The sequence below is a fragment of the Endozoicomonas sp. ONNA1 genome (assembly GCF_024606325.1).
In the GTDB taxonomy this organism is placed as follows: Bacteria; Pseudomonadota; Gammaproteobacteria; order Pseudomonadales; family Endozoicomonadaceae; genus Endozoicomonas_A.
On sequence record NZ_JAHHPN010000267.1, the window covers coordinates 1 to 22,048 of the forward strand.

Sequence of the window (22,048 nt, forward strand, 5' to 3'; positions counted from 1 at the left end):
TCCATTCTTGAGATTATATTAGATAGCTTTAGATTATAATAGATTATTGCGAACTTTTTTAACCCGAAGCACTGAAAGGTGTCCTGACGGATATGGTGAGTCAAAGCCCATACAACCCATTGGTCAATACCTTGAGTGTTATGGTTCAAGAAAAACTGGGCGTGCATCGTGTTATTGCTCCACAGGAAAGGAAGTGTGAAACACAAATACATAGGCACGAAGATGGTCGTTTGCAGTTAAAGTTTGTGTTGGCTTTTCCCTCTTATAAGCTAACGACTGAAGAAGGTCATTGTTTTCATATTAAACAGCCAGTATGGATTACCAGTTCAATGGAGATGAAACCGCCAGAATACACCATTGGGAGAAAGTTGGGTGATATCAGAATTGCCTTAGGGAAAGCGGAAGAAAGTAAACACTACAATGGTTAGGAAAGTCTCAGCCCCTTTACAACACCTTCCTTGATAAGGGGCTGAAAAATCGATGGTCAAACATCGCCCCAATAGCTGTCGCCAAAGAAGGAGCTGAGTTTTTTGGTTTCTTGCCTGTCTTCCAGGGCTCTTCGAATCTGCAGTGCACGTTTTGAACCTTTGTTAGGCAGATCGTCTCGAATAATTTCTTCTTCCTGAAGATAATCTTTCTTGAGCTGTGTATCTTTGTTAGCCATGATGGCACCCCTTTGTTTTTTATTCTTTTTTATGATGCTTTCTGACAGTTACGAAGTTATGAAAAATGCTTGAGAAGAACAAGAGAAAAACACGACAAAGTATGTGAGATATATCCTACAAAATAGATTTTTAGCAGAATGGTTGTAAACCACCGTCCAAATGAGAGTTTACGACGATTTTGCTAAAAACCTGTACAATTCCTTAACAGCTCTGGTTTCGGATTGAGCCGCCGGGCTGCATAGTGTTTATCTAGCTGGAAAGAATGCCATCTATGGATGTAACCCCTATCATTGACTCCCTGAACGATGCCCAGCGACAGGCGGTCACAAGCCCTCCGGGTTCACTGCTGGTTCTGGCAGGTGCTGGCAGTGGTAAAACCCGGGTACTCGTGCACCGTATTGCCTGGTTGATTCAGGCTGAAGGCATGTCGCCCTACTCTGTCATGGCGGTGACTTTTACCAATAAGGCGGCCGCAGAAATGCGAAGCCGAATCGAAGAGCTGCTAGGGATTCCTCCGCGAGGCATGTGGGTAGGGACTTTCCATGGACTGGCTCACCGGTTGTTGAGAGCTCACTATAAGGATGCAGGCCTGCCCGAAAACTTTCAGATACTCGACAGCGATGATCAGCTCAGGGTGATAAAACGTCTGATGAAGGCCATGAATCTGGACGAACAGAAGTGGCCCCCCCGGCAGGCCCAGTGGTACATCAATAGTAAGAAAGATGAGGGGCTGAGGCCTGACTACATCGAACCTGGCTATGATCCTTTTGACAGAACCATGCTGGATGTTTATCGGGCTTACCAAGACTACTGTAACCAGACAGGAGTTGTTGATTTTGGTGAGCTGCTCTTACGCTCACATGAACTCTGGCTGAAAAGATCGGATATTCTTCAGCACTATCAAGAGCGATTCCGTTATGTGCTGGTGGACGAGTTTCAGGATACTAACGCCATTCAGTACGCCTGGTTAAGGATATTGACTGGTGATCAGGACAAAATGATGATCGTCGGTGATGACGATCAGTCAATCTATGGCTGGCGTGGTGCCCGTATTGAAAACATACGACAATTCTCAAAAGACTTCCCAAAAGCTGAAACCATTCGTCTTGAACAGAACTACCGCTCTACCAGCAACATCCTTCGTGCTGCCAATGCGGTGATTGCCAATAACCCGGACCGGCTGGGTAAAGAACTTTGGACGAGCGGTAATGAGGGAGAGCCCATCCAGCTTTATGCCGGTTTTAACGAGATGGATGAAGCCCGATTTATTACCGATCGCATTCGTGAGGCTTCTGAACAGGGAATGGCTCGCAGTGGTATGGCGGTACTATACCGCTCCAATGCCCAGTCCCGTATTCTGGAAGAAGCCATGCTCAGGGCTTCCATTCCCTATCGAATTTATGGTGGTCAGCGGTTCTTTGAACGGGCGGAAATCAAGAATGCTATGGCCTATCTGAGACTGGTCAGCTCACCCAATGACGACACCTCCCTGGAAAGGGTCATTAATATACCTACTCGTGGCATTGGTGAAAAAACCGTTGAAAAACTCCGTGAAACAGCCCGTTCACAAGGCCTGAGTTTATGGGGTGCCATCAAAAGTGTTGTTGCGACCAGTGCCATGGGTGGCAAAGCCGGCCGTTCTCTGGGGGCGTTTGTTGAGCTGATAGAAAGCCTGGGTATTTCAGGCGATGATCTGGAGCTGGGGGAATTGGCCGACCATGTAATATCCGTCTCTGGTCTGATAGATCATCATCAGAAAGAGAAAGGAGAAAAAGGTCGTGCCAGGGTAGAAAACCTGGAGGAACTGGTCACCGCCTGCAGCGAGTTTGATATTGACGACATCGATCAGGATGAAGAGACAGAGCCCATGTCGCCTTTGGATGCATTTCTGGCCCACGCTGCTCTGGAAGCAGGGGAAAATCAGGCTGACGCGTTCACAGACAGTGTTCAGATGATGACTCTTCACTCAGCCAAGGGGTTGGAGTTTCCTCTGGTTTTTCTCGCCGGTCTGGAAGAAGGTCTGTTCCCTCATAAGATGTCTCTGGAAGAAGGCAATCTGGAGGAAGAAAGACGACTCTGTTATGTCGGAATTACCCGGTCTATGGAAAAGCTCTACCTCACCTACGCAGAGAATCGCAGACTCTACGGGAATGACACCATGAACCGCCCTTCCCGCTTTATTCGGGAAATTCCCGGCGAGCTGTTGCAGGAAGTGCGTTTGGGTGGATCAATCACTCGTCCGGTTTCTGTGCAAAAGTCTGATCACGGTTTGGCTTTAGGTCAGCGTGTTCATCACGATGTCTTTGGTGAAGGGGTGGTCCTGAACTATGAGGGTGAAGGCAGTCAGGCCCGGGTTCAGGTGAACTTTGATTCGGAAGGCTCAAAGTGGCTGATGATGGCTTACGCTAACCTGAGTCCGCTATAAGTGTGATAGCATAAAGAACGTGTGAATAAGTCCTTTGGTAGACCAGAATAGCAAGGACTTATTTGCAGGTTTCCATAGCATAATTCACAATCTGTCGTAGTAATTGCCCAATTTTTGTCTGAAAAACACGTTACAATACTGTAACTCTAATTTTAATGGCGATTCGTTGATGATATTGACATAGGGGTTAAGTTCCAGTGTGACGACTACCGATTTTCCCGCCATTAACTTTTCGTACAATGCCTTTTTTTGCTCTTCAGTATCTGAAGCGGGCATACGTATAATGATATTTTTTTTGCAGTTAGGTGCAGAGATAGGAAAGAATTGTTTAGGCACTAATACTTCAAACTGACCGCCTTGATTAAAACCGTAGTTCTTGTTAACCGTGTATTCGCCAGATTTTAGCTCGTATTGCATATGATAATAGTCAAAGTACTTGCCCGGATTTACTTTGATCAATTCTGCATAGGAGACCGTGGCGAATAGCAGCACAAAAATGATCAAATTTCTGTTCATAGGAACCTTCTTACTCAAACGAATGAAATTGAATCCTGATGTTCCCGGAACAAAAGGCCACAGTCACGAACAACAATAGATGGTTAACTGAAGTTACGCACTTCGCTGTCGTTTGCTACCGTCATCAGTATTACGTCTGATCGGACATCTATTACCTGTGGTATGAATGCGAAACTACGGTAAATAACGGGCACCCCCATTTTCTGCATAGCTGCCGTCTTCAAACTTGATGCTGGACTCCCCGGGATTATCGCAAAACTGTCGGGTGGAGTGCTGAATCTGCGCAATATCGACTGAAGACAAGCCTATTTCTTCAGAGACTTCTTGTACATAGCTTTCGAGCTTATCACTTTCAATAAGGACGTGACTGTGCCTATCGAATGGAGAGTCTTTTTTGTGGATGCGCGGCTGATGATGAACATCATGATGCCCAATAAATGAGGGCCCATAGGATTCTGTAATATTAAGCCAATCCCCCAACGTTTTCTCACCAAAATAAAAAGTCACTACGGCTTTATGATCCGTAAATTGGGTGATATTGAGGCAATCTACGTTGCACGATTCTTTTTGCTTTGGGAAATAGGAAAAATTTACTTCGTGCCGGGTTACAGAACGACCGGAAAAACTGCTGAGTGATCCTGAAGAGTCATTCTTAGCAAGCGATGTATAGTCAAACGGCTGTGTCGTTTTCGGTATCTCATTATTCGTGAACATAATTTTACCCCTTTACCCCTTTACCCCTTTACCCCTTTACCCCTCTATAGAGGAACAGATATTTTGTCAGTCATTAGTCAGATTTATCGAATGAACGTAAACCTCGTACTTTTGCGACAGCCTCTTTAGGGTGGGGAGGATGTCAATAATCACATTAGCAGTTGCTTGAGATAAGTCATTAACCAGCTGGTTAGTTAATCTTAATTGGAGGAGTGGGCCAGATTTGTGATAGCAGGTTTCAGTTTCCCCGTTCTGCTATACCGTCATGTCTTTAAAAACAACGATGGAAGAAGTACAGACATTCTCTATCCGGTTTATAGCAATCTTGACTGTGATGCCGAGAATATCATGGCGATCTACAGGAAACGGTGGGAAGTCGAGCTCTTCCTTAAAGTGCTGAAATCGAATGCGTCGGTGGTTAAGTCACCGGCGCATGCTATGAGAACTGTCAACTGCGTAACTTCAGTGATTATAACTGAGAAGACTTATGCAAGTCTTAATGATCATCTTGCGTTAAGCAGAATGTCACCATCATTAAAAGGAACAAACTCTCTATCAATAAGACCATAACGTTTCTGGTTGTTTCTTAAATGACGGACAAGTAAGAAAATACCCGCAGCCGCTACAGTGGTTATCACCACCCCTGCGGGGATTCCAATGCCGATCCCTGACCCAATCCCTTCACCGTAAGTTCGCGATGATTTTTTCTGGTCGGTGTCAGGATAAGGAGAGCCCTGTTTAAGGAGATCCTGAGTGATGAATGGTTCATTGGTAGCAGTCGGTAAGTTGAGTTTAATGGTAAGATCTGTTTTTCGGTTTTTAGTATCACCGGGGTAGGAAGTAGGCGTTTGCGTAAATGAGCTTTGGGTCGATGGCTCTGTAAAATCAGGATCGGAGAGATTTGACTCGACAATAAGGTCTGCAGTTAGCGTGTGGAAAGTCTTCAGAGTACGTGTCACTTCTATATCACAGAGATACCGACCAGTATCATTTAAATCTACTCCATGAAGAGTAATAGCGAAGGTATAGTTTCCAAGTCCGGAAAGATCCAGTGAAATATTTCTCGGATTGGAAAGGGTCATCGATGTATTTGCCGGACTGGAAAAATTCAGCGGAACCTGTTTTTCAGCATTTTTATAGGCGGTACTTTCTACCTTGTCTTTCTGCCAATACAGGTAGGTTTCAATACTTCCATTTTTTTGCTGGGGACCAAAGCGGATCGAATCCAGTGAGGGTATTTCATTATCAACAGTGGGATTGAATCTATATTGAAACCTGGCTTCATTGCCCCTGATAACATTAATATTTGGTTGCAATGGTCCATGATGAATGTGTCGTAGTTCAAGAATGCACGAGAACATAACAGGGGGCCAAGAGTCAATACGGAAGCGAGCGCCGTAAAATCCAGCCTCTTCTGGCTGTACATCCTTAAAAAAGATTTTCAGACTAATGCCTTCCGGATCATCTTTAACAGAATAAGCAAACCTTCCGTCATACCCTATTTCCGGAGTCAAACTACCATTTTTTTCTACCTTCATCATAAAAGGATCGATAAAACTATATTCATGACTCCAACCCCCAAACCAAATTTCCTTTTTTTCATCAAAAATGCGTTTTGAGCAAGGGGATTGAACAGCCCTGACAAAAAGAATAACGCTGCCTTGAAAATATTCATGCAACTGTGGCTCAAACTGACAGCTGCCGTCACAACTATTGGCGTCTACCAAGCCGGTATTATGATTACCAGGAAGGTTAATGGTAGATTGGAGAACCAACATGGTTGCCAGATAATTTAGCAAGGAACTCGAGCTTAAATGCGGATAAGCAAGGGCATAAGGTGAAGCAAATAACAGCATAAAAATCAGGGTGTAGTCTGAATATCTCAATTTTTTCTTAAGCATAACATCGCCTTTCATATGTCAATGTGTATTGAAAACGGTTGATTGATCTTTATTGGATAATGAAACCATGGCATTGAGGGTAGTCGAGAATCAGGATCACAGCAGACTTAAGAACTGGCGGGTTGAACAGTTTTCAATAACGTCCTACTATTTCTTCGGCAGGCTCTGCGATCACATAATAAAAACAACAATTAACAGGTAAGCTTAATGAGACGCCGTAACTTTCTTACATTCATCGGACTGGCTGCGACAGTGACATTTCTTTCGGGCTGTGGTGAGCCGGAATTTTCTGCAACATCGACTTCTGCATTGCCAGCCGAGTCAGTTAAACCAACCTACGAATGGAAAATGGTAACCTCCTGGCCGAAAAACTTTCCGGGTCTGGGTATGGGACCAGAACGATTTGCCAAATTAGTTGATGAGATGAGCGCTGGTCGGCTTACGCTAAAGGTATACGGCGGTGGTGAACTGGTTCCCCCTCTGGAGGTGTTCGACGCAGTCTCCAATGGCACAGCCGACATGGGTCACAGCGGTGCTTATTACTGGAAAGGAAAAGAGCCTGCCGCTCAGTTTTTCGCAACGGTTCCTTATGGGTTGAATGCTCAGGAAATCAGCAGCTGGATTCACTACGGTGGCGGTCAGCAACTCTGGGATGACCTTTACAAGCCCTTTAATCTCAAGCCTTTTGCCGGGGGTAACAGCGGGGTTCAAATGGCAGGCTGGTTCAACAGGGAGATTAACTCTCTGGAAGACCTGAAAGGTCTGAAGATGCGCATTCCTGGTATGGGTGGCGAAGTTCTCAAACGTCTGGGCGGGGTGCCTGTCAATTTAGCGGGTGGGGAAATCTTTACCGCACTTCAGACGGGAACCATTGATGCGACTGAGTGGGTAGGTCCTTACAATGATCTGGCATTTGGTCTCTATAAAGCCGCAAAATACTACTACTATCCTGGCTGGCACGAGCCGGGCACAGTGCTTGAGTTCACTGTCAATCTGGATAAATGGAATGCGTTACCGGCCGATTTGCAGGCCATTGTGACCACCGCTGCCCGGGCAGTGAATCAGGATATGATTGATGAATACACTGCCCGCAATAATGCCGCCCTGAAACAGTTGGTTGAAGAGCACGGTGTGCAGCTGAAAAAACTTCCGGATGATGTACTTAAACAGCTAAAGATCATCTCTGAAGAAGTCGTGGCTGAGACTCGTAGCAACAGCGAGCAGGCAAAAAGGATCTATGAATCCTATGATGCATTCCGCAGGCAGTCTGTGGAGTATCACAACATTTCAGAAGTGGCTTACTATCAGGCCAGAGAACTTTGATAGTCAGCCTGATCGGGGTTATTCCCGGTCAGGCACTTGTCGTCAGTTATCCAGACAGGCTATTTCTGAAAAGTTCATGGCTTTCAGAGCAGGCAGCAATGATGTGACCAATTGGTCTGAGCCCGTATAAAGGAAGCGATGTTCCACAGTCCCTTCATAATGGGGCCCTTCAGGATAGGAATAATGCGTCTTCAGCAAAGAGGCGACTCTGCGGGCGATTGCTTCGCCTGAATCAACCCAGGTAACCGGGGCTGGTACGACAGAATCGAGAAGCTCCTGAACCAGTGGGAAATGGGTGCAACCCAAAACAATACAGTCTGGCCAGTTATTACCATTAAACAGTGGTCTAATAATTTTTTTCAGATCATCAAGGTTTATTGATTCACCGCGCATATGTTGTTCAGCAAGGTGCACCAGTTCACTGCTTCCTACCCGAATCACCTCGCAGTCTCCCGCAAACTCATGAATCAGCTGATTGGTATAATCTCTCGCAACGGTTCCCGGTGTGGCCAGAAGACCGATGCAGCGCTTTTGTGAAGTCTGGCTGGCTGGCTTGATCGCTGGCACAACGCCAACAACAGGAATGTCGAGCAACTCGCGGGCTCTGGGCAGAGAAATAGTGCTGGCTGTATTACAGGCAATGATGGCGAGGGCTGGTTGAAAGTTGGCGACCAGCCGCGTCAGGCAATGAAGGGTTCGTTCGACCACATCATTTTCAGGTTTTGGGCCATAGGGAAAACCTTCACTGTCAGAGCAGTAAATCACGGAAAGAAACGGCAGATTCTCTCTGATTTTCTGGTAAATACTGAGACCTCCGACTCCGGAGTCAAAAATGACGATAGGCTTCTGTTGCATAGGATGACAGAGGTACCGGTGCAATAAACATAGACAGCATAGACTAGAGCCTTTACTCCTCTTTGAAAATAGCTGGCTGCTAAATACCTCCTCAGAGGCACCTGCTGAAGGGTGAGAGGGGAGCGAAACTTCCGGGTGGAAAGAAATCCGGATTGGGTATGGCTGTTTTTCATGCGACATGGCAGCCGATATTCGTGGTGCAAATCACTCACTCATGGTGGTAAAAGATTTTTCAGGATACACTCATTCAATAGGTGAGTAAGGAAGCGCAACCGATGAAGATCAATCCATCTTCTACTTCGACTGCCCTGGACTATGGTGAGAATCCAAACAAAAGCTCAGGCGATCAGGGTGAAGGTTCTCAGCAGGGAGGCGATGAATATCAGCCTAAAGTCCCCCAAAACGAGCAGGGGCTCGAATCTGCACGTAATCTGCGATCCCGAAAAGCCTCAAAAAAACGCCAGAAGAAGCGCGGGGCCCGAAAGCTTTCTGAGCGTCGGGCCCGGCAAAAAGACGAAGGTACGGATCATGATGAAGACGAGTCAGAAGTTTAGTTATCATTATTGTTGATCAACAAGTCCCGCTCTGTGGGTGACCTATCTTCCGGAAGCTCTCCTCTGTTTGAAGGATCTGGATCGACGACGGGCTATTCATCATCGTCTGGTATCAAGGGAGCCGTGTCAGAATCGATGACTGTTGTCTCTGTTTCAGGAGATCCCTGATCAGAAGTAACAGGCGCTTCTGGCGACGCTTTCCCAGAGCCATCAGACATGCAGCTGTGGGAATCATCTGGCTGCATCGCATTTGCATTCTCATGATCAACAACACCTTGAATCCCGCCCAGACTGGCGTAAGATTTCAGGAACATCCAGTGGCGTAAGCCTCCACCTGCACTACTTGTAGCCCCGGCGTCAGTGTCAGGAGTTGTGGCGGTTGTCTCAGTTTCAGGAGATCGCTGGGCAGAAGTGACAGGTGGTTCTGGCAAAGCTTCTCTTGAATCATCAGATTTGCCGGTAAGGTTATCCAGTAGCTGCTTAAGACGTCTTATGCCCAGAACTTTAAATGTATCGCCAATAGCAGCTTGAGCGAACATCAGAGCGTACCGCAGCCTCGCAAGTTCTTCCTGTGGCATATTTTTCTCAATCACTCCTGCTGAACGTGCATTAAATGTTGTGCGTACAGGTGCATAAATCACTGTAGACTCTTCCCTTACAGAGAAGATCCAGCCTTGTTGCTCGTAGACTGCACTAACCGTATTTAATAGCAAAGAGATATCATCCATTAAAGAGAGAAAATCATCGTCAGACAGCAAAGAGAGTTCAGTCAGTAACAAGTTAAGATCATCGTCAGACTCGTTTTTGTCTTCTGGAGGCGTTCGGGAATAATCAGTTGCTTTTTCCGGTGGATCATTGTCTTCACCGCCTGAGCCAGCCCCAATACCTCCTCCAATGCCGATATTACCTGCCCGAAAGTCAGTGGCCCCGGCAGGAAGAGTTGCATAGGCAGGCTTTTTCACTTCACCTCCCTCACCGTCTTTTCCATTATCTGCATCCATAGGCTCATCGGAGGAATAAGGATCGCTCACAATGGCCGCTTTGCCATGCCCTGAATAGACCAGCCAGGCGTATTGACTCAGGGGGACACAGTGACTGCTGCCCCTGCAGAAGCTTGTGTCAGGATAAGTGGGAAACAGAGCAGTGTCGGAAAAAATCAAATACTTATCCACATCAGCCTGTTGGAGTGTTCCCCCGGGGAAAGCTTCTTCTCCCTCTATACCGTCAGGATGTTCATTCAGGTGCCGGATCAGGTTGACAATCAGTTGGACGACTTCCGGCATTAATGAAATAGCCGGGACCAGGAATGACTGATAGGGTTCAGAAGTCCCGGAATCGCTGAATTTGGAAATAATGAACGTTTTTCCATGACAAGAAAATCTCAGGGTGTTGTCCTGAGAGTCAAACACCAGCCTTATCTTGTTCAGTCTGAGTATATCCAGATGGTTCAGATAGTCCTGCTCTAATGCAGTGGTTGTTTTGGACGTTGTTTCTGAGCTTTTAAAGTCAGTGAAGAAAACACCGTCATCGGCTTCAGAAATCTCAATAGAGGAATAACCGGCAGTAGCAACATTTAATTGAAGAAATGTTTTTGTTTTACTCAGTGAAGATGCTTCAGGTTGATAAAAGACTGGATCGATCCGTTGTGCTTTAGGAATTTCCAATGCCTGTATAGGTGGAAGATATAAGTCCATGGTTTTGAGTTGGGAGTAATAAGAAGTTGAATATCGAGCCACGTCAGGCCATTGTCCCGCTTCGGTGTAGAGTGACACAAGGAAAGGAACTATCGGAAGAAACCGATACTGCATTTGAATACTCCAATCAGTGGATTTTTGTTTATGAGCACAATGTTTTTAGCAGTAGTTGATTGATATGCAAGAAAATGGATTTTTCTTTTTGAGATGCTGCGATAGCCTTCTCGAGCCGGATAGTTGAGCATTCATTCGCCCTGTGGTCATATAAGCCGGTTATCCAAAGACTGCGGGCTAACGGGAAGTTTCAGGCTATGACGAAATCAGAACACTACGATGTAATGGTGGTTGGCGCAGGCATGGTGGGTGCCGCAATTGCGTGTGCTTTGGGCCTCAAAGGTATTCGGGTGGCGGTTTTTGACCGGGCCTTACCGTCAGCATTCAAACCCAATCAGTTACCGGATCTGAGAGTATCGGCACTGAGCTACGCATCCGGGCAGATTCTGAAAAATCTGGGTGCCTGGCCGTATATGGAAACCATGAGGATGTGCCCTTATCGACGCATGGCTGTGTGGGAGAAACTATACTCCCCGGTCGGCAAAGAGCTGGATAAACGGCCTAATCAAATTATCTTCAACGCGGCAGATATCAGGCATGAACAGTTGGGTTTTATTGTCGAGAACCGTGTCACTCAGCTGGGTCTTTTAAAAAGGCTCGAAGACATAGAATCGGTATCGGTGTTTGCCCCTGCAACCATTGAAAGCATGAATCTCAGAGGTGAAAAGCCTGAAGTCACGCTGCAGGATGGCAATGTATTTACCGCGGATTTGCTTATTGGGGCTGATGGTGCTCAGTCCAGGGTCAGGGAACAGGCCAATATTCGTCTGGACACTCGTGAATATGAGCAACAGTGCCTGGTGGCGACTGTTGAGATTGAAGGGGGCTTACAGGACATTACCTGGCAGGCGTTCACTGCCACGGGACCGGAAGCCTTTCTTCCAATGGCTGATGTTGATGGCAAAAGTTATGCGTCTATTGTCTGGTATAACCTGCCAGAGAATGTCCATAAACTCATGAAACTGCCAGACAGTGAGTTTCTGGAAGAACTTTCAACGACTTTTCCTAAAGAGTTACCACCGTTGATTAAACTGCACGAGAGAGGATCGTTCCCGCTGGCTCGTCGACATGCCATGAACTATTTCGCCAATGGTGTGGTACTTGCGGGCGATGCCGCACACACCATCAACCCTCTTGCGGGTCAGGGTGTCAACCTGGGCTTTCAGGACGTTGCCTGGCTGGCAGAGATACTGACCGATGCTTATCATGCGGGTCGGTCTCTGGGTAGTAAGAAAGTATTGTCGCGTTATGAAAAGGCTCGTCGCAGAGATAATCAACTTATGATGAGTACCATGGACGCTTTCTATCTCGCTTTCAGCAACAGTAATGTGCCTCTGAAGGTTCTGAGAAACCTTGCATTGGGTATTGCCGGGAAATCAAGGCCAGCTGTTAAGGAAGTCATGAAATACGCTATGGGCATTTCTGGTCGACAAGCTGAATTAGCAAAATCGTCGTAAACTTTTGATCGGGCGGGTAGATGTTACACAAAAGGCCTGAAAAAAGCAGGCCCTGGTGTGTTTATGTACTTTTGCCACTTCTATCACTGTTTTAGACGACCTCTTTTGGAAAGCTCTGCCACCGGACTGGAGGCCAGCGTGGCCACCAGATCTTTGGCGAAATACTCTCTGACTTCGCCATTGTCCATCAGTACTTTGATTCGACCATTTCGCAGGCATTGATATAATCGCCCCTGCTCGCAGGTGATTCGATCTTTAACTATCAGATTTCCGGCCATCTTCCTAACCTTGTTACTCAACTATCTGCACGAAGTTCCCTGTCATGAAACTTGCCGTCACAGCCCTTTGAATGTTTCTCATCTACGTCATCTATTCCTATGAGGCTGTTGCACCCTGCGGATCAGGCAGTGGAACCTCAGGAACCCATATTATCGGGCCTTAGTCCTGACTCTTTAGTGACAGTTTTACGACAGATAAATTAATTGAAAAGTCCGAACCAACACGCCGATAAGAACGTTAATGAAGTCAGTGTTCGGAATGCTTATGAGTTTTCAATCAGGCATGTTAAGCCGGCTTTTTCTGCCCTCTATCATCGTAATGCTGATCTACGGTTTCTGGGTCAGCCCAGAGTTTCGTGAGATAGCGGCCGGTGTTGCTATTTTTTTGTTTGGCATGGTTTATCTGGAGCAGGGCTTCAAGGTTTATACCGGGGGGCTTCTTGAAGCCCTGCTGAAGAAAACTACCGACAAGGTCTGGAAAAGCCTGTCCTTTGGCGTAATTTCCACCGCTTTTCTGCAATCCAGCTCTCTGGTTTCGGTTATCGTCATTTCCTTTCTCAGTGCCGGTCTGATAGGGCTGACGGCAGGCATCGGGATTATTTTTGGTGCCAACCTCGGCAGTACAGCCGGTGCCTGGTTGGTGGCTCTCTTCGGCTTGAAGGTTAAATTGTCAGCCTATGCCATGCCTCTGTTGGTGATAGGACTGCTCCTGAAATCCAACAAACACAAGAATATTAATGGATTAGGCTACATTCTTCTTGGCATAGGCTTTCTGTTCCTGGGTATCCACTACATGAAGGTGGGCTTTGATGCCTTCAAAAGCTCCATTGATCTGGCTGAATTTGCCATGCGGGGCTTTTTTGGGGTGCTGGTGTATACCGGGTTAGGTATGCTGGCCACCATCATTATGCAGTCAACCAACGCAACAATGGTTTTGACATTCTCGGCTCTTGCTGCGGGCCAGCTCAGCTACGAGAATGCTCTGGCTCTGGCCATCGGCTCAAATATTGGCACCACCATCACAGCCATCCTTGGAGCCATCAGTGCCAATGCAGAAGGGAAAAGACTGGCTGTTGCTCACCTTGCTTTTAATGTCGTCACTGCAATCATTGCTATTGCTGCTCTCGAACCTCTGATGGGGACAGTGGACTATCTGGCTTCCGTTTATGGTATCGCAGCGAATAACTACACCCTGAAGCTGGCCATCTTTCATAGCCTGTTCAACATCATTGGTATTATGGTCCTTTTACCATTCCTCAATAAAATGGTGCATTGGCTGCAGAAGCTCTTTATTGATAACACACCACAGGTTCCGTTGAATCTTGCAGAAGATGAATCTCCGAAGGTAAATAGAGCTATTTATCTGAACCCGGTCACACTCAGTTATCCCGACACCGCATTGAGAGCGATTACCAAGGAATGTGGGCATCTCTATCGCAATACTCTGGAGTTGATCTGTTATGGCATTTATCTCAGTGGTGAAAAGCTTCGTGAGTCCGACAACCTTGAAGAGTTGGTTCAGAGCTGGCGCAGGGATGATCAGCCCTGGACGATCAAGGAGCTTTATATTCGGCACATAAAAGGTATCTACGCAGATATTGTCCAGTACTCTGGCGCCCTGGAGGGCAAACTCCCCAGGCAACAAGCCCAGGAGCTGTTCGCCCTGAAGGTGGCCTGTCGTGACTTTGTTCAGGCCATCAAGCACGTAAAGCATATCTATAAGAATATGGGCAAATACACCAAGTCGGAAAACGAGCAGATTCGGGAACAGTACAATCAACTTAGGCTTTGCCTGGCTTCTGTTCTGAAACTGGTTGACATTTTGGGCGTTCGACGCAGCTACAGCCATATCCGCGAACACGCAGACCAACTGAAGCAAGAACTCAGAGAACGAGACAGTCAAACCAACGAGACTCTGAACGAACTGATTCGCTCAGGACAGGTCGACCCATTTATCGCCAGCTCGCTATTGAATGACAGCGCTCACGTTCACGATGCCTGTACCAACCTGATTGATGGCGCCGTTATCATGCTTACAAGGGACAAGGAAGAGTATCAGGAGTTTGATATGTCTTCGGACCAGTCCCCTGGTCAATCAGTTAACACTTAATTTGAAGCCGACTTTATTCAGATACATTTTTTCTCGTTCAAAGTCGGCTGCCGTCAGGGGGTGATCTTTTAGCCAACCTGATTCAAAGCCAACACTTAAAGCACGGTTGCCTGCTTTTAAGTCATAATGGGAGAATGTGCTGCTTCGTATATGATTAAGCACAATCCCCATACGCAGGAGGACTGTCAGCTTTAACAGCAGATTGCTGTCTGAATGTTCAAGCAAGCCTTTCGGAATCGTCCTTCGATGCGCGTGTACCAAAAGAGCCAGCTTTCTCTGCTGCTCTTTATTGAAACCCATCAGATCCGAGTGCTGGATCAGATAAGCGCCATGACGGTTGTATTGTGAATGTGAAATATCCAGACCCACTTCACAAACCAGTGAAGCCCAGTTCAGAAGCTCCCGATCAGAAGCCTCCAGCCTCCAACTCTGGCTGACCTGGTCAAAACAGGTCAGTGCGTAACGATTTATGCCCTCGGCATTGGTGAGGTCAACATGATAGCGTTTCATCAATGCTGATAGGGTTCGGCCCCTGACATCTTCATGGCGATCCCGTCCTAACATGTCATAAAGAACGCCCTCCCGAAGAGCACCCTCGGAGTATTGCATCCTTTCTATCTCAAAGGCGTCAAAACATGCCATTAAAATCGCCAGCCCGGCAGGGAAGATAGCCTGACGATCCGGTTTCAGGCTGGGGAAGCGCACTCTGCCAGTATGAGAGAATTCCAGAACCTGACTTTTGAGCATGTTCATTTTTGTCCGGGTAATGATTTCACCATGACCCATGGCTGAGAGAATCGAACTCACTGCCCGGATAGAGCCAGAGGAGCCCACAGCATCCACCCAGCCAAGGTTCTTGTAGGCTTGTTCAATGTTCAGAAGTTCCAGGCGGGCCGCATAATAAGCTGACTGAAAGCGTTCAGAGGATAGCTCTCCGCCTGGAAAAAAACGATCGGTATAAGCGACACAACCCATATGAAGACTTTCAAGCAGCCTGGGTTCGAAACGCTCGCCCACAATCAGCTCGGTACTGCCACCACCAATATCCACTACGACCCGACGATCGTTGTCGTCTGATTGAGTCTGAGCCACGCCCAGATAGATCAGGCGGGCTTCTTCCCGACCGGCAATAATTTCAATAGGATGGTTGAGGATTTTTTCAGCATTTTCGACAAATTCGCCGCTGTTCTTCGCTTTTCTAAGAGCATTGGTGCCCACCACCCGGAGTGCCTGAAAGTGCCTTCCGGACATATACTGGGCAAACTGTGCCAGGCAATTCAATCCTCTGGCCATGGCCTGTTCAGAGAGACGGTCATCCTTACTCAGACCAGCAGCCAGTTGCACTTTTTCTCCAAGCCGTTCAATCGGCCTGATTTCCCCCTGTTCCACCTTGGCGACAATCATGTGAAAGCTGTTGGAACCCAGATCAATAGCTGCCACAAGGGGCTGGCTGTTGGACTCAATACGACCCTGGTCTGTCATAATGTTCTTCTTCGACACTCCCGCACAGTCCGGCTTTTTTCACCTGGAATCCAGTGAGCTGACGGTTGGTTGAATAATCAGGCCATGACCAGACAATCAGTTTTTGTCATGCCAATCATGGCGCTGGCTACATAAATCAGCAATATAACAGAAGGCTGTGGTTACAGCACATTTACTGTTAGCCTGTCAGTACTGTAAACCAGACAGCTTCTCCTTCAAGCCTTCGATTACCTGTTTTGGCAGATATTTCGTGACAGGAAAAAAACTGTTTTCAATCTTCCGGTGATGAAGAATATACATCCCATGAGTCATAAATTTACGGGCAGCAAAATCTGATTCAGGCTGACAGCCGTATACAAACAGACATAACTCTGTAAACTACCCCTCCAAAAATTAAATCGGAGTAACGAATTTGTTTCGGGGATCATCCCTTTGCTATGATTCGTGCTCTGACATTAAGCAAAATGGCTAGGAGATCCATTCCATGAGCGAAATTGTCAATGTGACAGACGCTACCTTCGAAGAGGACGTGCTGAAGGCAGAAGGACCTGTACTGGTCGACTACTGGGCTGAATGGTGTGGGCCCTGCAAAATGATCGCACCCGTGCTGGACGAAATCGCACAGGACTACGATGGCAAGTTGAAAATCTGTAAACTGAACATTGATGACAACGAAGCCACACCTCCAAAGTATGGCGTGCGCGGCATTCCGACGCTGATGCTGTTTAAAGGCGGCAATGTCGAAGCGACCAAGGTTGGAGCCCTGTCCAAGTCTCAGCTGACAGCATTTCTTGACAGCAACCTGTAGCAGGATTGACCTTTCTGCTTCAGAAGCGTCAGAGACTTTCCGGGACTCTGGCTTAAAAGATTTCCGGAAAAGCCAGCGGGATGGTGAAAATCATCTCGCTGGTTTCATAGCACCGGGTGTTATCTCCTGCACAGATAGTCTTTTGTCCAACCATCATCCTCAGAATGAGGCTCATGGAAATCAAAAAAAATCAGGTTTGTAATAGCTTTTTTTATGCTTGCTCCAACGGGAAATATTTCTCAACAAAAAGCTTCTGAAAAGTTGACTCGGCAGGAGTTCTTGATTATTTTCCAGAAAAGGATATAGACTGTGAATTCAGGAGTTATCAGATCTGCTTGTTTCAGGTATGACTGTTGAGTGTGTTTCTGGAGGCTTGGCGGCCCTTCTGATAAGCAGTAGAGAATACTCCGGCCACGTTTGTTTCGAGCTAGCCTTCCAGATTTACAGGTTTAAGCTTGAAAGCCGTTTTTTTAATGAGCTTAGGCAGGCATCGATATTAAACGATGCTGAATATAATAATCTCAATAATATCTGATCTTCCTGCAACTACGACGGCCATTACCTTTCAATTTAACGTTCGCGAACTCTTATGCATCTTACCGAACTGAAAAAAAAATCTGTTCCTGAACTTCTGGCGATCGCTAATGAGATGGGCCTTGAGAATCTGGCCCGTTCCCGGAAGCAGGACGTAATTTTCTCAATCCTGAAGCGCCATGCCCGCAGCGGGGAAGACATCTATGGCGATGGTGTTCTTGAGATCCTTCAGGATGGCTTCGGCTTCCTGCGTTCTTCCGACAGTTCTTACCTGGCGGGTCCTGACGATATTTATGTTTCACCCAGTCAGATTCGTCGATTCAATCTGAGAACCGGCGATAGCATTGCGGGTAAAATTCGCCCCCCTAAGGAAGGTGAACGCTATTTCGCACTGCTAAAAGTCAATGAAATTAACTTTGACCAGCCCGAAAACGCTCGTAACAAGATTCTATTTGAAAACCTGACTCCGTTGTTTCCACAGGACCGTCTGGTCATGGAAATGGGGAATGGTTCTACCGAAGATTTAACGGGTCGTATCATCGACCTGGTGGCTCCCATCGGTAAAGGTCAGCGCGGTCTGATCGTTTCCCCACCCAAGGCGGGTAAAACCCTGATGCTGCAAAATATTGCAGCCAATATCACCCGTAATAACCCTGAATGCCACCTGATCGTTCTGTTGATTGATGAGCGTCCGGAGGAAGTGACCGAGATGGCCCGCTCCGTACGTGGTGAAGTAGTGGCCTCAACCTTTGACGAGCCTCCATCACGCCACGTGCAGGTGGCTGAAATGGTTCTGGAAAAGGCCAAGCGTTTGGTTGAACACAAGAAAGACGTAGTAATCCTGCTGGACTCCATTACCCGTCTGGCTCGTGCTTACAACACGGTTATTCCTTCTTCCGGTAAAGTTTTGACCGGTGGTGTTGATGCTCACGCTCTTGAGCGCCCCAAGCGTTTCTTTGGCGCTGCCCGTAACATCGAAGAAGGTGGCAGCCTGACCATCATGGCTACCGCCCTGGTGGACACGGGCTCCAAGATGGACGAAGTGATCTTCGAGGAGTTCAAAGGTACCGGTAACATGGAACTGAACCTCGACCGCCGTATCGCGGAAAAGCGTGTCTTCCCTGCCATCAACTTCAACAAGTCCGGTACTCGTCGCGAAGACTACCTGACGACCGAAGAAGAACTCCAGCGCATGTGGATTCTGCGTAAGATTCTGCACCCAATGGACGAAATCGGGGCTATTGAGTTCCTGTTGGATCGCATGAAGCACACCAAGACCAATGAAGAATTCTTCCAGTCTATGAAACGGAAGTAATCCATCATTCTCCGGGGATAGGCCTGCCCTATCCCTATCTTCTTTCAGCTGCAGCCTACACATCCAATGAAATACAGGGACCTCCGGGACTTCATCAAGCTACTGGAAAAGCAGGGTGAACTCGTCAGGATCAAGACCGAAGTCGATCCATACCTGGAAATGACCGAAATCAGCGACCGTACCCTTCGCAAGAAAGGACCGGCACTGCTTTTCGAAAATCCGAAAGGCTACGACATGCCGGTACTGGCCAATCTATTTGGCACTGAACGCCGCGTCGCTCTTGGTATGGGGCAGGATAATGTCAGCGCCCTTAAGGAGGTAGGTCAGCTCCTCGCCTACTTGAAGGAACCCGACCCGCCCAAGGGTTTCCGGGATGCTCTGAAAAAGTTGCCTGTCTTCAAACAAGTGTTAAACATGGGGCCCAAAGTGGTCAGCAAAGCCGCCTGTCAGGAAGTCGTGCTGAAAGGCGATGAGATCGATCTTAACCGGATACCTGTTCAAACCTGCTGGCCCGGCGATGCAGGCCCTCTGGTCACCTGGCCTCTGGTCATCACCAAAGGTCCTGAAAAAGATCGACAGAACCTCGGAATCTACCGTCAACAGCTGATCGGTAAAAATAAACTGATCATGCGTTGGCTATCCCACCGGGGTGGTGCTCTGGACTTCAGGGATTGGCAGCAGAAGGACTCTGACAAGCCTTTCCCTGTCACAGTGGCCCTGGGCGCAGATCCTGCTACTATCCTGGGCGCTGTGACCCCTGTGCCTGACAGCCTTTCAGAGTATGCCTTTGCAGGTTTGCTCAGAGGCAGTAAAACCGAACTGGTTAAAAGCATCACCAATGACCTCCAGGTACCTGCGAGTGCCGAGATAATACTGGAAGGTCATATCTATCCGGGAGAGATGGCGGACGAAGGCCCGTTTGGTGATCATACGGGTTACTACAACGAAGTCGAACGCTTCCCGGTCTTCACTGTAGAGTGCATTACTCACAGAAGGGATCCCATCTATCACAGCACCTACACAGGCAGACCTCCTGATGAGCCCGCCATTCTGGGAGTTGCCCTGAATGAGGTGTTTGTCCCCATTCTGAGAAAACAGTTCCCGGAAATCGTGGACTTTTATCTGCCACCGGAAGGGTGTTCTTACCGAATGGCGGTAGTCACCCTGCGCAAGGAATACCCGGGTCATGCCAAACGGGTCATGCTCGGTGTATGGTCATTTCTCAGACAGTTTATGTACACCAAGTTCGTCATTGTTACTGACGATGATGTCAATGCCAGGGACTGGAACGATGTGATATGGGCCATGACAACACGTATGGACCCCAAGAGGGACAGCGTCTTTGTTGAAAACACCCCCATTGATTATCTGGATTTCGCTTCACCGGTTACAGGTCTTGGTTCTAAGGTGGGCTTTGATGCTACGAACAAGTGGCCCGGAGAAACCGACAGGGAATGGGGTCAGACCATAACCATGACACAGAAAGTCAAAGATCAGGTTGATGCAATCTGGGATGATTTAGGTATAGACTGAAGCGGTTAAAACTCCTGATTATCACCTGTTTTCCTGTGATACAGTGTTACTTTTAGTGCAATCAGCAGGGATTCCCCAGGCATTCCTGCAGGCTGTGACATTCCGGAGGGAGGCATCGTGCAGATAACAGAGTCTTCAAAGCTGCAATGCTCAGTTGCCGATACTCAGCTTCTCAGCTCCGACATTTACCGTGTCAAACTGGCCACCGGGTCGGGCTGCTTGCCCGATTATTACCCGGGCCAGTATCTTATTGTTCACCTTCAGAATAATGAGAACAATTGTTTTTCTATTGCCTCAGCGCCGCAAGAAAACCAGCAGCATCTGGAGCTACACATTCAACAGCTGAAAGGCAGTCCGAACTCTCAACAGCTCTTTCGGGAAATAAAAGAAGGTGTGTTGAACATCAGTTTGCCTGCCGGGAATTGCTACCTCCCTGACTCAATGGATAAACAACAACCTCTGCTATTCATTGCTGCCGGTACCGGCTTTTCGCAAATGAAAAGCATGATCGAGTACTGCCTGCGTCACCATCATAATGGGGAGATCCATCTCTACTGGGGAGCCAGAACTCCAGCTGACTTTTATTTGCCAAACCTTCCTGTGCAATGGTCTGGTCAGGGCCTTCATTATCATCCAGTGGTCAGTGAAGCCAATCATGAAGATGACTGGTGTGGACGTCATGGGTTGTTGTACGAAGCGATACTGGCCGATCGAGAAAAGCTGCACCATTGCCAGACCTATATCAGTGGCTCTCCACAAATGGTTTATGCGACATATGACGTAATGATTGAAAATGGGTTCCCGAAAAAAAACCTGCACTCTGACGTTTTTGATTATGCGCCCAGAAAATAACATCACCGAAAATTTAGCTACCTTCACGGGTTCTGAATAAAAGTGCTTACTTATGGGCAGGGTAAAAAAAGACTGTCTTGCTATCAAATTATTTGCAGCGAATGGTAATTGCGCAACTCTTGTCTATATTCATAGTCGATAGTCATAACACCTAATCAATATACGGAGATTTTATGCAATCTTCCGCTGCCAAGGTTCAACAGACGGCCTTGAAAAGTAGTCGTGTGCGTCAAAAGAACATCCAGATCATACTGCAAGCTGCGGAGGACGAATTCGTTCTTGGTGGCTTCAAAGGGACTTCAATAAGAGACATTGCAAACAGAGCCGGATTGCCAAAAGCCAACATTCATTATTACTTTAACAGCAAGGTCGATCTGTATGGCGCCGTTCTCAGCCATATTATGGCACTCTGGGAAGCTGTTTTTTCCGGCTTGAACAAAGAGGATGATCCGGCTTCAGCCTTTCGACAGTATATACGGGCTAAAATGCGATACTGCCTGGCTCATGCCAACGCTTCCCGTATATTCAGCAGTGAGATCATTCATGGAGGGCAACACCTCAAGGAACACTTTGAGCACTTCAGAGCATGGATCAAAGAGAAGTCACTGGTTATTGAGTCCTGGGTAGAACAAGGCAAAATGGATCCTGTGGATCCTCTTCACCTGCTGTTCACCATCTGGGCTAACACCCAGTATTATGTAGACTACAGTCCTCAGGTGGCCTGTGTCATGGGTAAGGAGGCTCTGTCCGATGAGGATTTAGAGGCTGCAACAGAACATCTTTGCAACCTCATCATCAAGGGGTGCGGAATCGGCCATTGCTGATCATTGGGCTCAACAAACCATCATGGGTTTTTAGCGGCCGCCAGCAGTCGGGCTATAAAAACCCTGCAGTGATGGAACCGAGTTGCCCATTCTT

The 22,048-nt window shown here is 47.4% G+C and carries 19 protein-coding genes; 11 read left to right on the forward strand and 8 right to left on the reverse strand.

Annotated elements, in window-relative coordinates:
• The first annotated feature begins 92 nt into the window (after positions 1–92).
• Entirely contained in the window at positions 93–428 is a 336-nt protein-coding gene (locus KDK19_RS06285) for a hypothetical protein (RefSeq protein WP_257281857.1), read from the forward strand.
• Positions 429–484: 56 nt separating this feature from the next.
• Here KDK19_RS06285 and KDK19_RS06290 read toward each other — a convergent pair whose 3' ends face one another.
• Entirely contained in the window at positions 485–664 is a 180-nt protein-coding gene (locus KDK19_RS06290) for a hypothetical protein (protein ID WP_257281856.1), read from the reverse strand.
• Between the two features lie 272 nt (positions 665–936).
• Between KDK19_RS06290 and uvrD the strand changes: the two genes are divergently transcribed.
• On the forward strand, positions 937–3,090 hold the full coding sequence (uvrD, locus tag KDK19_RS06295; RefSeq protein ID WP_257291575.1) for a DNA helicase II: 2,154 nt from the start codon (positions 937–939) through the stop codon (positions 3,088–3,090).
• A gap of 84 nt (positions 3,091–3,174) precedes the next feature.
• Here uvrD and KDK19_RS06300 read toward each other — a convergent pair whose 3' ends face one another.
• The 3 genes from KDK19_RS06300 to KDK19_RS06310 all read right to left on the reverse strand — a co-directional run bounded on the left by KDK19_RS06300 (position 3,175) and on the right by KDK19_RS06310 (position 6,221).
• Positions 3,175–3,606: a hypothetical protein gene (locus tag KDK19_RS06300; protein ID WP_257291576.1), complete on the reverse strand. Its 432-nt coding sequence runs from the start codon at positions 3,604–3,606 to the stop codon at positions 3,175–3,177.
• Between the two features lie 174 nt (positions 3,607–3,780).
• The gene (locus tag KDK19_RS06305; protein WP_257281852.1) at positions 3,781–4,320 is read right to left on the reverse strand and encodes a hypothetical protein; all 540 of its coding nucleotides are present in this window, start codon (positions 4,318–4,320) and stop codon (positions 3,781–3,783) included.
• Between the two features lie 503 nt (positions 4,321–4,823).
• A complete protein-coding gene (locus KDK19_RS06310) occupies positions 4,824–6,221 on the reverse strand; it encodes a hypothetical protein (RefSeq protein ID WP_257291577.1) in 1,398 nt (465 codons plus the stop codon).
• A 207-nt stretch (positions 6,222–6,428) separates the two neighbouring features.
• Here KDK19_RS06310 and KDK19_RS06315 point away from each other — a divergent pair, with 207 nt between their 5' ends.
• Positions 6,429–7,544, forward strand: a complete 1,116-nt coding sequence (locus KDK19_RS06315) for a TRAP transporter substrate-binding protein (RefSeq protein ID WP_257281850.1) — start codon at positions 6,429–6,431, stop codon at positions 7,542–7,544.
• Between the two features lie 42 nt (positions 7,545–7,586).
• Here KDK19_RS06315 and murI read toward each other — a convergent pair whose 3' ends face one another.
• Positions 7,587–8,399, reverse strand: coding sequence for a glutamate racemase (murI, locus tag KDK19_RS06320; protein WP_257276221.1), 813 nt, complete (start codon positions 8,397–8,399; stop codon positions 7,587–7,589).
• Between the two features lie 275 nt (positions 8,400–8,674).
• Between murI and KDK19_RS06325 the strand changes: the two genes are divergently transcribed.
• The gene (locus KDK19_RS06325; protein WP_257276220.1) at positions 8,675–8,953 is read left to right on the forward strand and encodes a hypothetical protein; all 279 of its coding nucleotides are present in this window, start codon (positions 8,675–8,677) and stop codon (positions 8,951–8,953) included.
• Positions 8,954–9,045: 92 nt separating this feature from the next.
• Here KDK19_RS06325 and KDK19_RS06330 read toward each other — a convergent pair whose 3' ends face one another.
• Positions 9,046–10,761, reverse strand: a complete 1,716-nt coding sequence (locus tag KDK19_RS06330) for a hypothetical protein (RefSeq protein ID WP_257276219.1) — start codon at positions 10,759–10,761, stop codon at positions 9,046–9,048.
• A gap of 197 nt (positions 10,762–10,958) precedes the next feature.
• On the opposite strand from KDK19_RS06330, the gene KDK19_RS06335 reads away from it, so the two are divergent.
• The gene (locus tag KDK19_RS06335) at positions 10,959–12,218 is read left to right on the forward strand and encodes an FAD-dependent monooxygenase (RefSeq protein ID WP_257291578.1); all 1,260 of its coding nucleotides are present in this window, start codon (positions 10,959–10,961) and stop codon (positions 12,216–12,218) included.
• An 83-nt stretch (positions 12,219–12,301) separates the two neighbouring features.
• On the opposite strand, the gene KDK19_RS06340 is transcribed toward KDK19_RS06335, so the two are convergent.
• A complete protein-coding gene (locus KDK19_RS06340; RefSeq protein WP_257276224.1) occupies positions 12,302–12,496 on the reverse strand; it encodes a hypothetical protein in 195 nt (64 codons plus the stop codon).
• 265 nt (positions 12,497–12,761) lie between these two features.
• Between KDK19_RS06340 and KDK19_RS06345 the strand changes: the two genes are divergently transcribed.
• Positions 12,762–14,606, forward strand: coding sequence for a Na/Pi cotransporter family protein (locus KDK19_RS06345; RefSeq protein ID WP_257287690.1), 1,845 nt, complete (start codon positions 12,762–12,764; stop codon positions 14,604–14,606).
• On the opposite strand, the gene ppx is transcribed toward KDK19_RS06345, so the two are convergent.
• Positions 14,592–16,088: an exopolyphosphatase gene (ppx, locus tag KDK19_RS06350; RefSeq protein ID WP_257281847.1), complete on the reverse strand. Its 1,497-nt coding sequence runs from the start codon at positions 16,086–16,088 to the stop codon at positions 14,592–14,594. The two genes, KDK19_RS06345 and ppx, sit on opposite strands and share 15 nt — an antisense overlap.
• 484 nt (positions 16,089–16,572) lie before the next feature.
• Here ppx and trxA point away from each other — a divergent pair, with 484 nt between their 5' ends.
• The 5 genes from trxA (at position 16,573) to KDK19_RS06375 (ending at position 21,954) form a co-directional block, all read left to right on the forward strand.
• Positions 16,573–16,896, forward strand: a complete 324-nt coding sequence (trxA, locus tag KDK19_RS06355) for a thioredoxin TrxA (RefSeq protein WP_062264585.1) — start codon at positions 16,573–16,575, stop codon at positions 16,894–16,896.
• A 589-nt stretch (positions 16,897–17,485) separates the two neighbouring features.
• Positions 17,486–18,745, forward strand: coding sequence for a transcription termination factor Rho (gene rho / locus KDK19_RS06360; protein ID WP_257276489.1), 1,260 nt, complete (start codon positions 17,486–17,488; stop codon positions 18,743–18,745).
• Positions 18,746–18,811: 66 nt separating this feature from the next.
• On the forward strand, positions 18,812–20,278 hold the full coding sequence (gene ubiD, locus KDK19_RS06365) for a 4-hydroxy-3-polyprenylbenzoate decarboxylase (protein ID WP_257291579.1): 1,467 nt from the start codon (positions 18,812–18,814) through the stop codon (positions 20,276–20,278).
• A gap of 117 nt (positions 20,279–20,395) precedes the next feature.
• On the forward strand, positions 20,396–21,130 hold the full coding sequence (locus KDK19_RS06370; RefSeq protein ID WP_257281845.1) for an NAD(P)H-flavin reductase: 735 nt from the start codon (positions 20,396–20,398) through the stop codon (positions 21,128–21,130).
• A gap of 173 nt (positions 21,131–21,303) precedes the next feature.
• Entirely contained in the window at positions 21,304–21,954 is a 651-nt protein-coding gene (locus KDK19_RS06375) for a TetR/AcrR family transcriptional regulator (protein ID WP_257281844.1), read from the forward strand.
• The last annotated feature ends 94 nt before the right edge of the window (positions 21,955–22,048 follow it).